General features: G+C 64.1%; 13 protein-coding genes. 6 read left to right on the top strand and 7 right to left on the bottom strand.

Going from position 1 to position 13856, the window contains the following annotated elements; genetic code table 11:
* Nucleotides 1-28: 28 nt before the first annotated feature.
* Complete coding sequence (locus NSO95_RS14405) at nt 29-1432, top strand: protein adenylyltransferase SelO family protein (RefSeq protein WP_257597006.1); 1404 nt, start codon at nt 29-31, stop codon at nt 1430-1432.
* A 4-nt stretch (nt 1433-1436) separates the two neighbouring features.
* On the opposite strand, the gene NSO95_RS14400 is transcribed toward NSO95_RS14405, so the two are convergent.
* Nucleotides 1437-1985 (bottom strand): hypothetical protein, encoded by a 549-nt coding sequence (locus NSO95_RS14400; protein WP_257597005.1) that lies wholly within the window; start codon nt 1983-1985, stop codon nt 1437-1439.
* A gap of 18 nt (nt 1986-2003) precedes the next feature.
* Nucleotides 2004-4211, bottom strand: coding sequence for a YadA-like family protein (locus NSO95_RS14395; protein WP_257597004.1), 2208 nt, complete (start codon nt 4209-4211; stop codon nt 2004-2006).
* Between the two features lie 512 nt (nt 4212-4723).
* Between NSO95_RS14395 and astD the strand changes: the two genes are divergently transcribed.
* The gene (gene astD / locus NSO95_RS14390) at nt 4724-6139 is read left to right on the top strand and encodes a succinylglutamate-semialdehyde dehydrogenase (RefSeq protein WP_257597003.1); all 1416 of its coding nucleotides are present in this window, start codon (nt 4724-4726) and stop codon (nt 6137-6139) included.
* Here the strand turns inward: astD and NSO95_RS14385 are convergent.
* Nucleotides 6136-6849: a hypothetical protein gene (locus tag NSO95_RS14385; protein ID WP_257597002.1), complete on the bottom strand. Its 714-nt coding sequence runs from the start codon at nt 6847-6849 to the stop codon at nt 6136-6138. The two genes, astD and NSO95_RS14385, sit on opposite strands and share 4 nt — an antisense overlap.
* Before the next feature lie 162 nt (nt 6850-7011).
* Entirely contained in the window at nt 7012-7473 is a 462-nt protein-coding gene (locus NSO95_RS14380; protein WP_257597060.1) for a glycine zipper 2TM domain-containing protein, read from the bottom strand.
* 217 nt (nt 7474-7690) lie between these two features.
* On the opposite strand from NSO95_RS14380, the gene rarD reads away from it, so the two are divergent.
* A complete protein-coding gene (gene rarD / locus NSO95_RS14375; protein ID WP_257597001.1) occupies nt 7691-8593 on the top strand; it encodes an EamA family transporter RarD in 903 nt (300 codons plus the stop codon).
* On the opposite strand, the gene pyrC is transcribed toward rarD, so the two are convergent.
* Nucleotides 8590-9621, bottom strand: a complete 1032-nt coding sequence (gene pyrC / locus NSO95_RS14370) for a dihydroorotase (RefSeq protein ID WP_257597000.1) — start codon at nt 9619-9621, stop codon at nt 8590-8592. The genes rarD and pyrC overlap by 4 nt on opposite strands.
* A 189-nt stretch (nt 9622-9810) precedes the next feature.
* Between pyrC and ygfZ the strand changes: the two genes are divergently transcribed.
* Nucleotides 9811-10548 (top strand): CAF17-like 4Fe-4S cluster assembly/insertion protein YgfZ, encoded by a 738-nt coding sequence (gene ygfZ / locus NSO95_RS14365; RefSeq protein ID WP_257596999.1) that lies wholly within the window; start codon nt 9811-9813, stop codon nt 10546-10548.
* Between the two features lie 9 nt (nt 10549-10557).
* Here the strand turns inward: ygfZ and NSO95_RS14360 are convergent, their stop codons facing one another.
* The gene (locus tag NSO95_RS14360) at nt 10558-11154 is read right to left on the bottom strand and encodes a TetR/AcrR family transcriptional regulator (RefSeq protein WP_257596998.1); all 597 of its coding nucleotides are present in this window, start codon (nt 11152-11154) and stop codon (nt 10558-10560) included.
* A gap of 28 nt (nt 11155-11182) precedes the next feature.
* Here NSO95_RS14360 and NSO95_RS14355 point away from each other — a divergent pair, with 28 nt between their 5' ends.
* Both NSO95_RS14355 and NSO95_RS14350 read left to right on the top strand, forming a co-directional pair.
* A complete protein-coding gene (locus NSO95_RS14355) occupies nt 11183-12115 on the top strand; it encodes a metal-dependent hydrolase (protein ID WP_257596997.1) in 933 nt (310 codons plus the stop codon).
* Between the two features lie 88 nt (nt 12116-12203).
* Nucleotides 12204-13079 carry a metal-dependent hydrolase gene (locus NSO95_RS14350; protein ID WP_257596996.1) on the top strand — a complete coding sequence of 292 codons (876 nt, stop codon included), beginning with the start codon at nt 12204-12206 and terminating at the stop codon, nt 13077-13079.
* 118 nt (nt 13080-13197) lie between these two features.
* Here the strand turns inward: NSO95_RS14350 and NSO95_RS14345 are convergent, their stop codons facing one another.
* Nucleotides 13198-13728, bottom strand: coding sequence for a GNAT family N-acetyltransferase (locus NSO95_RS14345; RefSeq protein ID WP_257596995.1), 531 nt, complete (start codon nt 13726-13728; stop codon nt 13198-13200).
* Nucleotides 13729-13856 lie beyond the last annotated feature (128 nt).

The following is a 13856-nucleotide window of genomic DNA, read 5'->3' as shown; positions in this document are numbered from 1 at the left end:
TTTCGGCGCGCAAGGCCACTGTCGCGTGATGCAGAGCAAGGCTGGCGATGCCGACTACAGGCCCGACAGGGCGATCGAGGCGATCGCCCCGTGGCTCGGCGACGCGGTCGAGCCAGCCGATTTCCCGGCGGCGACATTGCGCTTCCGCAACCAGCGCGCGGCGACCACCGTCGGACTCGATAGCCTCGCCGACGAGGCATGGTGCCGCCATTTCGGACGTTTCGAGCCGCTTCCCGGCAACCTGCCGCAGCCGCTCGCGCTGCGTTACCACGGGCACCAGTTCCGGGTTTACAACCCCGAAATCGGCGATGGTCGCGGGTTTCTCTTCGCCCAGCTGCGCGATGGCTCGGACCGCTTGCTCGATCTGGGGACCAAGGGCTCCGGCCGGACGCCCTACAGCCGTACCGCCGACGGGCGGCTCACGCTGAAGGGCGCGGTGCGCGAAATCCTCGCGACCGAAATGCTCGAGGCGCTGGGTGTCTATACCTCGAAGACCTTCTCCGTGATCGAAACCGGCGAGGAACTATGGCGCGGCGACGAGCCTTCGCCCACGCGATCGGCAGTGATGGTTCGCCTCAGTCACGGGCACATCCGCATCGGCACCTTCCAGCGCCTGCTGGCACTGGAGGAAGCTGGGCAGATGGAGCAGCTCATCGCTTACTGCCTGGCGAACTTTCCCGGGCCGATGCCGCCCGCCGATGCCCCGGGACGGACGGAGCCTGCGGTGATCCTGATGCACCAGGTCGTCGAACGGCTGGCCGATCTTGCCGCCGCATGGATGGTCGCAGGATTTGTTCATGGCGTTCTGAACACCGACAACATGAACGTGACCGGCGAGAGCTTCGACTATGGCCCGTGGCGCTGGCTGCCGACGTGGGACCCCGGCTTCACCGCCGCCTATTTCGACCAGCAGGGGCTCTATGCCTTCGGGCGCCAGCCCGAGGCACTGCACTGGAACTGCGGCCAGCTCGCGGTTTCCTTGCGCCTGCTGGCCGATGCGCCGCCGCTGCTCGCGGCGATGGAGCGGTTCGGGCCGCTCTACATGCAGGCAATCGCGCGCCGGTGGTGCTGGCGGCTGGGGTTGGAACCGCTGGGCCCGGATGAAGATGCCGCACTGGTCGCCGCGAGCGAGAAATTCATGCGCGAGCACAAGCTCGGGCCTGACGCGTTCTTCTACAATCACCGCGCGGGATCGGATGCGGCGGGCGAATTGTCAGATGTCGTGGCAGGCCACCGGCGGGTTGACGACGATCATGGATACTGGACCGACGGCATGCCGCAATCGATGCTGATCGACGAGGTGGAAACCATCTGGGCGGCCATCGCCGACCGTGACGACTGGCAGCCGCTTGAAAGCAAGATCGCCGCGCTGCGCCGGATGGGGGAAGCGCTTGGTGTGCCTCCGCCCCCGATGGGCCATACCGTTCTCTGACTGACTAGCGACGCTGCTCGGGAGCCTGCTGGGTCATCTCCAGCGGCGCGATGTTGATCCCGTACAGCTTCCATTGGCCGGCTTCCCACTGGAACGTCAGATCGAAACCCAGCGAAATCGGCCGCAGCTGGAAGATGCCCCGAACCTGGAAGATATCCTCCCGCAGCAGTTGCGGCGGCTCGGTGTAGGTTGGCGGGATCAGCAGTGCGTTCGACAGGTCGATCTGCGAATTGCGCAGTCCGGCAAAGATTTCGGACAGGCGCGCGGGGGTGTTGGCGATCTGGAAGCCTTGGGCGGAAAGATCGCGCAGCACCGAGTAATTGCCCGACCGGTTGGCCTGATCGACCGCCGCAAAAGTCGACCAGATCATCTTGGACAATTCAAGCTGGCTTGGTGTCGGCCGCACCGACGGAAGCGGCTGGACCTGCGGTTGCCCCTGCAAGGGTTGCGCCTGGGCCCCCGCAGAGGAACCGGCCAAAGCAAGGATCAGGGCAAAGAAAAATGCCGGGGCATGGCGCCCCGGCATCTTCGAGTTGGTTGCGATCATGTTCATGACCGCTCGACTAACGGATTACCAGGCGACTTGGAAGCCGCCACGTGCACCGACTTCACCGCTATCGAAGCCGATACCGACGCCGGCCGAGAATGCAGCGTTCTCGCCGAGGCGCGCGGTGAGCGCCACGGTGCCTGCACCCTGGTCTTCGAAGTAGCCCACGCCGCCCGACAGGGCGAAGTTGGTGTCACCCGGAAGCATCGGCGATTCCATCGCCAGCGCCATCGCGACACCTTCGTTGGCCCGGTCGATCGCCGCACGGTTCGACGCCGTCTGGCCGAACAGGTCGTTGATCTGCGCGGTGTGGGTGCTGGTGAGCGTTTGCAACCCGGCAATCTGAGTGGATTGGGTGGCATTCAGCGCTTCCACCGCCGTGAGCCGGGTGTTCTGGGTGTTGTTCACCGCGACGGCTGCGGCAATATTGTTGGTATTGGTCGTCACCCTCGTGTCGAGCGCGCCGATCGCCGCCGTATTGGCTGCGATGTTGGTCACGTTCGTTGCGATGCCCGCCGTATTGGTGGCGATGTTTGCGGTGTTGGTGGCGATGTTTGCCGTATTTGTGGCGATATTCGCTTCCGCTGTCGTCACCCGGGTATCGAGCGCCGTGATCGCCGTGGCATTGGCCGCAATGTTGGCGGTGTTGGTCGTCACCCGCGTATCGAGTGCAGCCACCGATGCCGCCGAAGCGAGCGTGGTCACGTCGACACCCTGGCCCAGCGTGCCGCTGGCATCGGTGGTGGCGATGAAGATCGTCCCGGTCTGCGCCGCCGTGCTGGCTGCGAGATCGCCGATCGTCACCGAGCTGCCTGCGCCGCCCAGCTTGACTTGGTTGGCGCGGTCGGTGGTGGCACCGGCCCCGATCGCAGTCGAACCTGCGAAAGCGGCGACCGAGTTGGCACCGATCGCCGAAGCATTGGCCCCGGTAGCCTGCGCCTGTCGACCGATTGCCGTAGCGGAAGCACCATTGGCATTGGCACCATCACCAAAGGCGCTCGCTCCAACGCCGGCGGTAGTGGCGTTCTGGCCGACTGCGGTGTTTTCGAGATCATTGGCGGTTGCGGTGTTGCCGACCGCTACCGATCCGGTTGCCAGCGCGAATGCGTCGTTGCCGACTGCGGTGCTGAAATCGGCACCGGCGAGCGCGGATTTGCCAACTGCGGTCGATCGCACACCCGTTGCTTGCGCCTGATGACCGGCGGCAAGGCTGAGATTGCCGCTGGCAACCGATTGCCAGCCGAACGACTGGGCCCCACGGCCGCTGGCCACGGACTCACCGCCGACAGCCGTCGCATGGAAGCCGCTTGCAAGCGCAAGATCGCCTACCGCCACTGCATCCTCGTCGGTTGCCTGCGCCAGGTTGCCGACTGCAACCGAGGTCAAAGCCGTGGAACTGGCGGCTTCGCCAACAGCCAGCGAACGCTCGCCCGACGCGACCGCAAGATGGCCCAGAGCGGTTGCCCGGGTACCGGTCGCCATTGCGCGCCAGCCGAAGGCCGATGTGCCCGGCTGCGATGCCACCGATTCGGCACCGGCGGCGATCGAATTCAGGCCGGTCGATTGCGCGAGGTCGCCGATTGCGACCCCGTCGTCGCCCGAGGCGAGCGCCGCATTACCGACCGCGACGCTGGTATTCCCGGTCGCCTGCGCGCCGAACCCGTTTGCGGTCGATCCCGTGCCCGAAGCAAGCGAACCGACACCGGTGGTGGTCGATTCCAGACCCGTCGCCATTGCACTCTGGCCAACGGCGGTCGCCCGGTCAGCCAATGCCATGGATTGCGCACCCACTGCGGTGCTCGAACCGCCGGTAGCGACTGCCTGGCGGCCGATCGCGGTCGAGATGGCACCGGTTGCCTGCGCACCCGAGCCGTTCGCCGTCGCGCCGCTACCGGTAGCCTGCGATTCATAACCGGTTGCGGTTGCAGCCGCACCCGAAGCATTGGCCCGCGCGCCGAGCGCGGTGGCGCTGGCCGAAACGGCCTGCGCACGCTGGCCGATCGCGGTGGTCGAAGCACCCGTTGCGTTGGAACCCGTGCCGCAGGCCAGCGAGTCGATGCCCGCCGCGTCGCCCGCGATAATCAGAACCACGCCGTCCGAAAGCACTACGCATTCTTCGGGTGGAGCAGCCATGGCAGGGGTCGCGGTAAGAGCTGTCGCAGCGGCGATCGCTACGGCAACGGTCGAACCTGACAGGCCGAGACCAGCGATATACTTGGAATTTCTACGCATTTTTCACACCTCGAAAACACGAGCCAACTTGCGTTGGCACCCCGACCCGGATTGCTCCGCGCCTGTTGAAGTGCGACCCCCTTGACCTGAGACTTTCCTTAATCTCACCCTCGCCAACGGGACCGCAGATTGTACGCGACAATCCCGTATCGGATTGCCACGCAAGTCTTTCCGCCCGAAGGTTGGGGTTGCGCGTCCGTTGTCCGGACCTGCGCGATTCTCGGATTTCTCCCCTGTCCTCGGATTTAACTTACAGAATTTTGGGGTGTTGGCAACAATCCGTTCATCATTCCTCTTCGCCATTTTCCTGCCAACTGGACTGATGGGCTGGCGATGAAATCGTGCCATACGAAGCAGCACCGTTAACTGGATCGGCTGAGTGAGCGAGCAAAGTGCCATGGCCCGGGCGCGACAACCATTTGACCGCGCGGCGCGATAGATTAGAAGCCACCCAAGCCGCGCCGGCAGGCGGTCGCGTGCTGCACAAGACGGGCGCGGGAGAACCGGCGAAAGTGTCAGATTCGGTAATCGTATCCTACGAACCGGCCACAGGAGCAGAGCTGTGGCGGGGCAAAACAGGCGACGTCGATGAAGCGGTAGACCGCGCCCGCAGGGCATGGCCGGCATGGGCCGCGCAGCCGCTCGCGACGCGCATCGAACTGGTTCGCCGCTTCGCCAACGAGGTGCGCAAGGACTCCGACAAGCTGGCAGAAATGATCGCCCGCGAGACCGGCAAACCCTTGTGGGAAGCGCGCACCGAAGTCGAATCGGTGATCGCGAAGGTCGAGATTTCGGTGACTGCCTATGCCGAACGCACCGGCCAGAAAAAGCTGGACAGTGCGCTGCAGGGATCGTCGGCGGTGCGCCACAAGCCGCATGGCGTGATGCTGGTGCTCGGCCCGTACAACTTCCCTGCGCACCTGCCCAATGGGCACATCGTCCCGGCGCTGATTGCGGGCAACTGCGTCATCTTCAAGCCGAGCGAGAAAACCCCGGCGACCGGCGAACTGCTTGTCGCGTGCTTTCACCGCGCCGGAATCTCGGCTGCGGTTATCCAGATGTTTGTCGGGGGGCCGGAAGAAGGAAAGCAACTCGTCGCGCATCGCGGCGTCGACGGAATTCTCTTCACCGGCTCGGCCCAGGCCGGGATCGCGATCAACAAGCGGCTGGCGAACAACCCCGGCAAGATCCTCGCCCTCGAGATGGGCGGTAACAATCCGCTCGTCGTGATCGATACGCCCAAGGTGACCGATGTCGTCACCCTGATCATCCAGTCGGCCTTCACCAGCGCGGGACAGCGCTGCACCGCAGCACGCAGGCTGATCATCAAAGAAAGCATGTACAGCCCTGTCATCGACGAGCTGAAAGCCATGACCTCGCGCATCATCGTGGGTGAGCCCTTTGCGGACCCTGCCCCGTTCATGGGCCCGGTGATCGACAATGATGCCGCCCATCAGATGATCGAGAGCTTCCTCTATTTTCTGTCCAATGGCGGCAAGGCGATCCGTCACATGACCCGCCCGTCGGACGATCTGCCGTTCCTCACGCCCGGGATTATCGATACAACCGATATGGCCGACCGCCCCGACGTCGAACTTTTCGGACCTTTACTTCAGGTCATCAAGGTCAAGGACTTCGACGCCGCCATCGCCGAGGCAAACCGCACGAGGTTTGGCCTGTCCGCCTCGCTGATCGGCGGAACTCCGCAGGATTACAATCGCTTTTGGGCAAATGTTCGGGCCGGTATCATCAACTGGAACCGTCCGACCAATGGCGCCTCTTCAAAGGCACCGTTCGGTGGGCTCGGGCTGTCGGGCAATCATCGCCCGGCCGCTTTCTATGCGGCCGACTATTGCGCCTACCCCGTGGCTAGCACCGAGCTCGAGCAGCCGCGCGCGACCATCGGCGTCGGGCTGTCGAACGGCTAATCGGTCTCTAGGCTGGCAATCGAGACCTCAGATTGGCCCGTCGGAAGCGACCTTGCCGCGATTTCGTAGCGCAGCGTTCCCGTGTTGCCCGAGAGTACGCGCCAACCCTCGCCCATGAAGTAGTCCGTCGCCAATCCTGCGCCGACTACCCGCGTATGATGAAACGCAATTACATCATCGAGAGGCACCGGGGTGATATAGATCACCGAACGCAATCGGCAGCCTGCGGTGTCGGCACCAATCGATTCCTTGGTGCTGCCGCGCGGGTAGATAGAGAGCGGTTCGGGTAGCCGCGCCGCCCAGATCGCTGAGAAACGCGCCGCATTTGCGCAGGTGGTGGTCGGGGCCAGTCGCTGCGCGCGGCCGATGGAATTGAGCGCTTCCGCAGCGGTGAGTCCGTCGGTCTGTTGCGCTTCGGGCAAGGGCTTGAGGCCCGAACTCCCGCCAACCAGCATCAGGGCATCCTCGCGCGCTGCAATGATCGCCACCTGCCCGGTTTCGTCGAGCGGCAAGGGCTGTCCGACCTCGAAAGCAAGCGCGGCATTTGCCATGTTCTGCGACACGAGATCGGGATCGGCCATGATCGGATCGTTGAGCGCACGCTGGACCATCGGGTCGAGCTCAGTCGGATCGATTGGCTCCGGACTGCGATTACACGCCGACAGGCCGGCAACAGCCAGCACCAGCGAGGCAGCATGCCCTGCCCGCAAGATCGCCCCGGATTTCACTCCACAACATTTAGGCGAACAGGGTTAAAATCCGCCAAACAGGGCAAAAAGACACCCGGCCGCCCGAATGGCGACCGGGTGTCTTCCACGACCCGAAGGTTCGCGCCCCGGCTGTTGGTGGGGACAGCCGAAGTTGGGTATAGATTAGCGGCAGCGCGCGTTGCTGCGGTCGATTTCGCGGCCCAGCAGAGCACCACCTGCTGCACCGAGGATCGCGCCGAGAGTACGGTCACCGCGTCCGGCAACTTCGTTGCCGATCAGGGCACCGACACCTGCGCCGATCAGAAGGCCGGTGGTGCCGTTCTCCTTGCGGCAGTAATAGCGGTTGTCGTCCCCGCGCCAGACGCGGGTCGAACGATGGACCGGCTCGCCGTAGTGGCGCTGCTGCCCGCCGTAGCCACCGGAGTAGCGATCGTCACGGCGGTCGCGACGACGGTCCCAGCGGCGTTCGCGGTCGTATTGGGCGTCCACGCTGGTTTCCAGCGGGGCGTAAGCCGAAAGATGGGTTGCGGACTGCGTCTCGATCGGAGCGGCGCTCGCGGGAACAGCGGAAAATGCCATTGCCGGGGCTGCGATCGTGAGGGCTGCGAGTGTCTTCATTCTCATAGTCATGTCTTCGGTCCTTTCGCTTCGCTTGCGGGCGACTATCGGCTTGCGTGCGATTGGCTAGGTATGCGTGTCGTCCGATGCATTCAGAAATACCGATGGTTTCCTGAACAGTTTGCAACGCGATTGTAAGGTTCGGAAATGCGCGACGAGTTGTGCTGATTTGCCCGTCGAATGGCAGCTTGCAGCGTCAACGGGACCCGCCTAACGGCCCACAATGAACCCGCAAGAAGAGGAAAAGGCGCCGTCCGGCCTGCCGGCAGCGATCGCGGCCTACCTGATCTGGGGCTTCCTCCCGCTTTATCTCATCCTCGTCCAGACGGTCCCTGCATTCGAGTTCGTCGGCTGGCGCATCATCTGGACCTTGCCGATCTGCCTGGTGATCGTCGCGCTGCGCAAACAGGGGCCTGATCTCAGGGCTGCCCTTGCCGACCGTCAGAGCCTGGCAATCCTGACCGCCAGTGCAACGCTCATCGCGGTCAACTGGCTGGTCTATATCTGGGCGGTCCAGAACCATCACCTGTTTGCGGCAAGCCTCGGCTACTATATCAACCCGCTGGTCAACGTCCTGCTCGGGACACTGGTGCTCGGCGAGCGGCTCAACCGGCGGCAATGGTGCGCGGTTGCGCTGGCAGCGGCAGGGGTGGCACTGCTGCTCGGCGGCGCGCTCACTACGCTGTGGATCAGCCTGACCCTCGCTTTCAGCTTCGGCACCTATGGCCTCCTGCGCAAGCGGGTAGCGGTCGGATCGCTGCCCGGCCTGACCATCGAATCGGCGATCCTGCTGCTCCCCGCCTCGGGGATCGCGCTGTACTATGCGTTGCAGCCCGGCGGTTCGTCCTTCGGCAACGATCTGTGGCTGAGCCTCGCCATCGTGTTCGGCGGCGTGGTGACCGCCGTGCCGCTGCTGTTGTTCGCCATCGCCGCGCGGCGGATGGATTATTCCACCATGGGCTTCATCCAGTTCCTTGCCCCGACGATTGTGTTCATACTCGGCCTGACCGTGTTCGACGAGCCGTTGCAGCCGGTCCAGCTGGCCTGCTTCGTCCTGATCTGGGCCGCGCTGGCAGTTTTCCTCTACGACCTGTGGTCGCGGTCGCGCGCACCGAAGGTGGTCTAGACGACCGCCCAGCCGAGCGTTTCGCCTGCATGAAAGGGCACCACGGCCGTCCCCGAAGCGTCGATCGTTTCGGGCACCGTCACCGGCTCGCGCCGCAGGGTCACCGTGCCCTGATTGAGCGGCAAACCGTAGAAGCGCGGCCCGTTCTCGCTCGCGAAGGCCTCGAACCGGTCGAGCGCGCCCTCTTCGTCGAACACGGCGAGATAGCTTTCCAGCGCGAACGGCGCATTGAAGATGCCGGCGCAGCCGCAGGCGCTCTCCTTGGCCTCGCGCGCATGCGGCGCGCTGTCGGTGCCGAGGAAATACTTCGCCGAGCCCGAGGTCGCCGCCTTGCGCAGCGCCAGCCGGTGCGTCTCGCGCTTTGCGACCGGCAGGCAGTAGGCATGCGGCCTGATCCCACCGACAAGCATGGCGTTGCGGTTGATGTGGAGGTGCTGCGGGGTGATCGTCGCGCCGATGTTCGGCCCAGCCTCGTCGACGAACGCAACCGCTTCAGAAGTCGTGATATGCTCGAAGATCACCTTGAGTTCGGGTAGTCGCTCGACCAGCGGCGCGAGCACGCGGTCGATGAACACCGCTTCGCGGTCGAACACGTCGATATCGGCACTCGTGACCTCGCCATGGACGCACAGCGGCATGCCGATCTCGGCCAACCTCTCGAGCGCATGCATGATCTTGAAAACGTCGGTGACGCCGCTGTCCGAATTGGTCGTCGCGCCGGCAGGGTAAAGCTTGGCTGCGGTGAACACGCCGTCGGCATGCCCCTGCGCCAGATCGCCTGCATCGGTGTTGTCGGTGAGGTAGCAGGTCATTAGCGGGGTGAATTCGACGCCTGCCGGCACTGCGGACTGGATCCGGTCGCGATATCCCGCCCCCATCGCTGCCGTCGTCACCGGCGGCGTGAGATTGGGCATCACGATCGCCCGGGCGAATTGCCGCGCGGTGTATGGCACCACGGCGCGCATCATCGCGTCGTCGCGGAAATGGAGGTGCCAGTCGTCGGGGCGGCGGATCGCAATTTCGTTCATTTGCAACTACTTGTCGTCGAAGTGGAACAAGTGGAACACAGTTCAATGCAAGTTTTGATTCCCGTGCCGCCGCACCAGACAAGTGCAACCGATCGGGGACGTAAAGAACCGTTCATGCCCGCCCCATGGCACAGCCGCAGCCTGTAGGACAGGGCTTGATTCGCGCGCGCGCCGTGCCACTTATCGGGTATGACCGCTTGCCGCCTCGCCCGCCGCGCCGTGATCCGGCTGACCCCGACCGATGCTGGCGAAGATGTGGCGGACTTCCTGCAGGGCCTCGTCACCAACGATGTGAAGGGACAGCTTCCCGCCTATGCAGCGCTGCTCAGCGCGCAGGGAAAGACAATGTTCGACTTCATAGTCTGGCCCGGGGCGGACGGCGCTCTGCTGCTCGATTGCGAGGCCGCCCATGCGGAGGAACTGGCCAAGCGGCTCTCGCTCTACCGGTTGCGCCGCAAGATTGCGATCGCTGTCGACCCCCACACAGCGGTCTATTGGCGACCCCATGTCGGAGACGGCGCTGCGGCGGACCCGCGTTTGGCGGCTCTAGGCGAACGCTGGATCGCACCGCTGGACGAGAACACTGCTCCGGCAGACGACGCATGGCTCGCGCATCGGCTGTCGCTTGGCGTGCCCGAAGGCCGCGCTGAACTAAGCGATATCCTGTGGCTGGAGACCAATGCGGTCGAACTCAACGGCGTCAGCTTCACCAAGGGCTGTTATGTCGGGCAGGAAAACACCGCCCGGATGAATTGGCGGCAAAAGGTCAACCGCCGGCTGGTGGTGGTGCCGCTCGAAACTTCGAACGAAAAGCGCCGCAGGGTCGATTATCCCGAACTCGGCAAGGCGGTCGATCACCTGCGGGTGGAAGAACTTGTCCCTGCCGCCCTGCCCGTCTGGCAGCGCAGCGCGGTCGAAGCCCCCTAGCGCCTCAATCTAGCTGGCAACCCGCCGTTCGAGCGAGCGGATCAGCATCCCTTCGGCCCTTCTGCGCACGGTGTCGCGCGGCAGGCCGAGCGACTTCGCCATCGGAGCCCCCATCAGCGCATCGCCCAGCGCGAGAAGAACGAGGCTCAGCGTTTCCTCGTGCAGGAGCATGATTTCCTCATGCGTTTCGGCCTCTTCGGGGGCGATTTCATCCACCAGCTGGTGGATCGTCTCGATAATCGGGTCGAGCGCATCCTCGTTGCCAGTCAGCAGCATCCAGCTCGCCAGCGCGCCTGCGCCCTCGCGGTCGAAGGCATCGAACGCAAGGTCGACCACTTCGCGCGGGCTACCAAGCCCTGCCCTGCTCGCGCGGACGGCGTCCTTGATCGTCTCGCACACGGTCGCGGCGAGATGCGCTGCAAGCGCCTTTTGCAGCCCCGATGCCGACCCGAAATGGTGCAGCAGATTGGCGTGGGTGCGGCCGATGCGCTGCGCCACCGCCTTCAGCGTCACCGACTGGGGCCCTGTTTCGATCAGCAGACCGCGCGCCGCCTCCAGCGCGGCGGTGCGCGATTCTTCGGGGGACAGACGCTTGCGGGTTGCCATCGATTCGCGTGCCTAATAAACTGTAAACATGGGTGAGCAGATAACCAGAGACCTAGAACGCGCGGAACCGGCGAGCAAGTCGGCCTTCCCCGGTATCAAAACACGTGTGGACAAACCGGCCAGCGCGACGCCTGCGGAGCACGAATTGATCGTGCGCGACGTGAGGTTCGACCGCGATCACCCTTCGCCCCGCTGGTGGCATTCGAACGATCCGGTTGCCACCGCCTGGTACAATTCGGTCTCCGCCAGCCTGCCCCGCGGCGAGGCCTTCTTCATCGATACGCTGCGCACTTTCCGCGAAGATCTGCCGCCGAAGCTGGCGCAGGAAGTCAAGGCCTTCACAACGCAGGAAGTGAACCATACGCGCGAGCATGTCGCGTTCAACCGCCTCGTTTCGGCGCATGGTTATAATGTCGAGAGCATCGAGCAGGGCATCCAGGCCATGCTCGACCTGACCGAAGGGCGGCCGAAGGAATTCAACCTCGCAATCACCATCGCGCTCGAGCATTTCGCCGCAGTGATCAGCCGCCAGTTACTGGTCGACCCGCGCTATCTTGCCGGTGCCGACCCCGTGGCTGCCGATGTGTGGCGGTGGCATGCGACCGAGGAGATCGAGCACAAGGGGCTGGTCTACGACGTCTGGCTGCATGCCACGCGCGACTGGTCGAGCTGGAAGCGGTACAAGACCCGCGCGCTGATCGCGGCGCTGATCACGAAGAAATACTTCGGCAACCGTATTCGCGATGCGATCGGCTTGCTGGAGCAGGACGGTTTCACCCGCAGCAAGGCCAAGCGCGAGCTTTATGCCTTCCTGTGGTGGAAGCCGGGGATGATGCGGCGGATGTTCTTCGAGTGGGCGGCGATCCTCCTCCCCGGTTTCCACCCGTGGAAGCGCGACGACCGGGCGCTGATCCGCAAGTTCGACAGCCCCTATGCTGATGCGGTGATGCCGGCGGAGTAGGAGATTGGTGGTGAAAGCCTTTCGTTATTGACACTGATGTAAGTAACGCATACTTACACGCCTGTCAGTAACCGAATCGGAGCGAACCATGAACGCCCCCGCCCAAATCGATCTCGATACCCGCCACAACCCGACACCCGAGGATCTCGACATCGTCGTGCGGGACGAGCGGTTCAATCGCGGCACCAATCCCAACCGCTGGTGGGCCGGCGAGCCCTTCGGCACCGCCTGGCACAATGCGCTTTCGGCCACTTTCCCGCGCGGCGAGGCCTTCTTCATCGAATCGGTCAAGGCACATCGCGACGGTGCCGATCCCAAGCTGGCGGCGGAAATCCGCGCTTTCGTGAAGCAGGAAATCAATCACACCCGCGAACATGTCGCCTTCAACAAGCTGGCCGAAAACCACGGCTACGACATCAAGAAGATCGACCTTCGGGTGAAGGAAATGCTCGAACTGACCAAAGGCCGCCCCGAGATCCTCAATCTCGCCGCGACCATGGCGCTGGAGCATTACACCGCCATGATGGCGCATGAATTCCTCGCCAACCCGAAGCATTTCGACAAGGCCGATCCGGAAGTCGCTGCAATGTGGCGCTGGCACTCGATCGAGGAAGTCGAGCACAAGGGCGTCGCCTACGACACCTGGAACCATGCCACGCGCGACTGGACCGACTGGAAGCGCTGGAAAGTGCGCAGTCTGATGATGCTGATCGTCACCGGCCGCTTCTTCAAGAACCGCTGGGAAGACAGCATGAACCTGCTCGCGCAGGATGGCATCACCGGCTGGAAAGCACGCTGGGGCCTGTTCAAATACCTCGCCTGGTCGCCCGGCGTCGTGCGCCGCATCTTCCCGGCATGGCTGGCCTATTTCAAGCCGGGGTTCCACCCGTGGGACCACGACGACCGCGCACTGATCCGCAAATACGAAGGCGAATTCGAAGCCGCATTGATGCCGGCTGAGTGATCTGGGCCCCCGCGAAGGCGGGGACCTCGGGCAGCACGCCACTTTGCCGACCGAGACCCCCGCCTTCGCTGGGGAGCGCAGAAAGGAGGCCCCGCAGCGATGCGGGGCCTCTTTCGTTTCAGGCGGCTTGCGGCAGCTCGACGGCTGGCTCCCCTAGCTCGAGCTCGAACTCGACCGAGGGTACAGCGCAGCCGCGAGCGCGGCTGAAACGAGTCCTCATGCTTCCGGTCGGCCGGAAGCCGAGCTTGCGCAGGACCTTGCCCGATGCGGGATTGTCGACGAAGTGGCCAGCGGTCAGCTGCGTGTGGCCGAGCATCCGCGCCACATCGATCACGCCGCGCGCTGCCTCGGTGGCGTAGCCCTTCCCCCAATGTTTGCGGGCAATCCAGTAGCCGACTTCGGGCCTGCCTTCGTGCTCGCCCAGCCCGGCGCTGCCGATCACGCCTTCGCCAGGCAAAGTGACGAGGAAGTGGGGCAGAGAACGGTCCTGCTCCATCGCGGCGAAGAATTTGGCGTCCTCTTCCCCATAGGGCCACGGCGCGCGGGCGAGGTTTCGCACCACGCCTTCATCGGCGACGCCGGCAAGGATGGCTTCCCAATCTTCGGGGAAACCGGGTCTGAGGAACAGTCTTTCCGTGCGATGGAACATCGAATTTCTCCCATTCGGCCCCGCGCCGGGCTCCTATTCCGGCCGCGTGACAATTGCGTTTCGGCGAAAGATTATTTCGCCGGATGGAGAGGGAGAAACGACAAGAGGGAGACAGGTCGGCCCCATCT

It is taken from the genome of Parerythrobacter lacustris (assembly GCF_024626475.1).
GTDB lineage: Bacteria > Pseudomonadota > Alphaproteobacteria > Sphingomonadales > Sphingomonadaceae > Parerythrobacter_A > Parerythrobacter_A lacustris.
The sequence above is the reverse complement of the archived record's forward strand: the minus strand, read 5'-3'. Positions and strand labels throughout refer to the sequence as shown.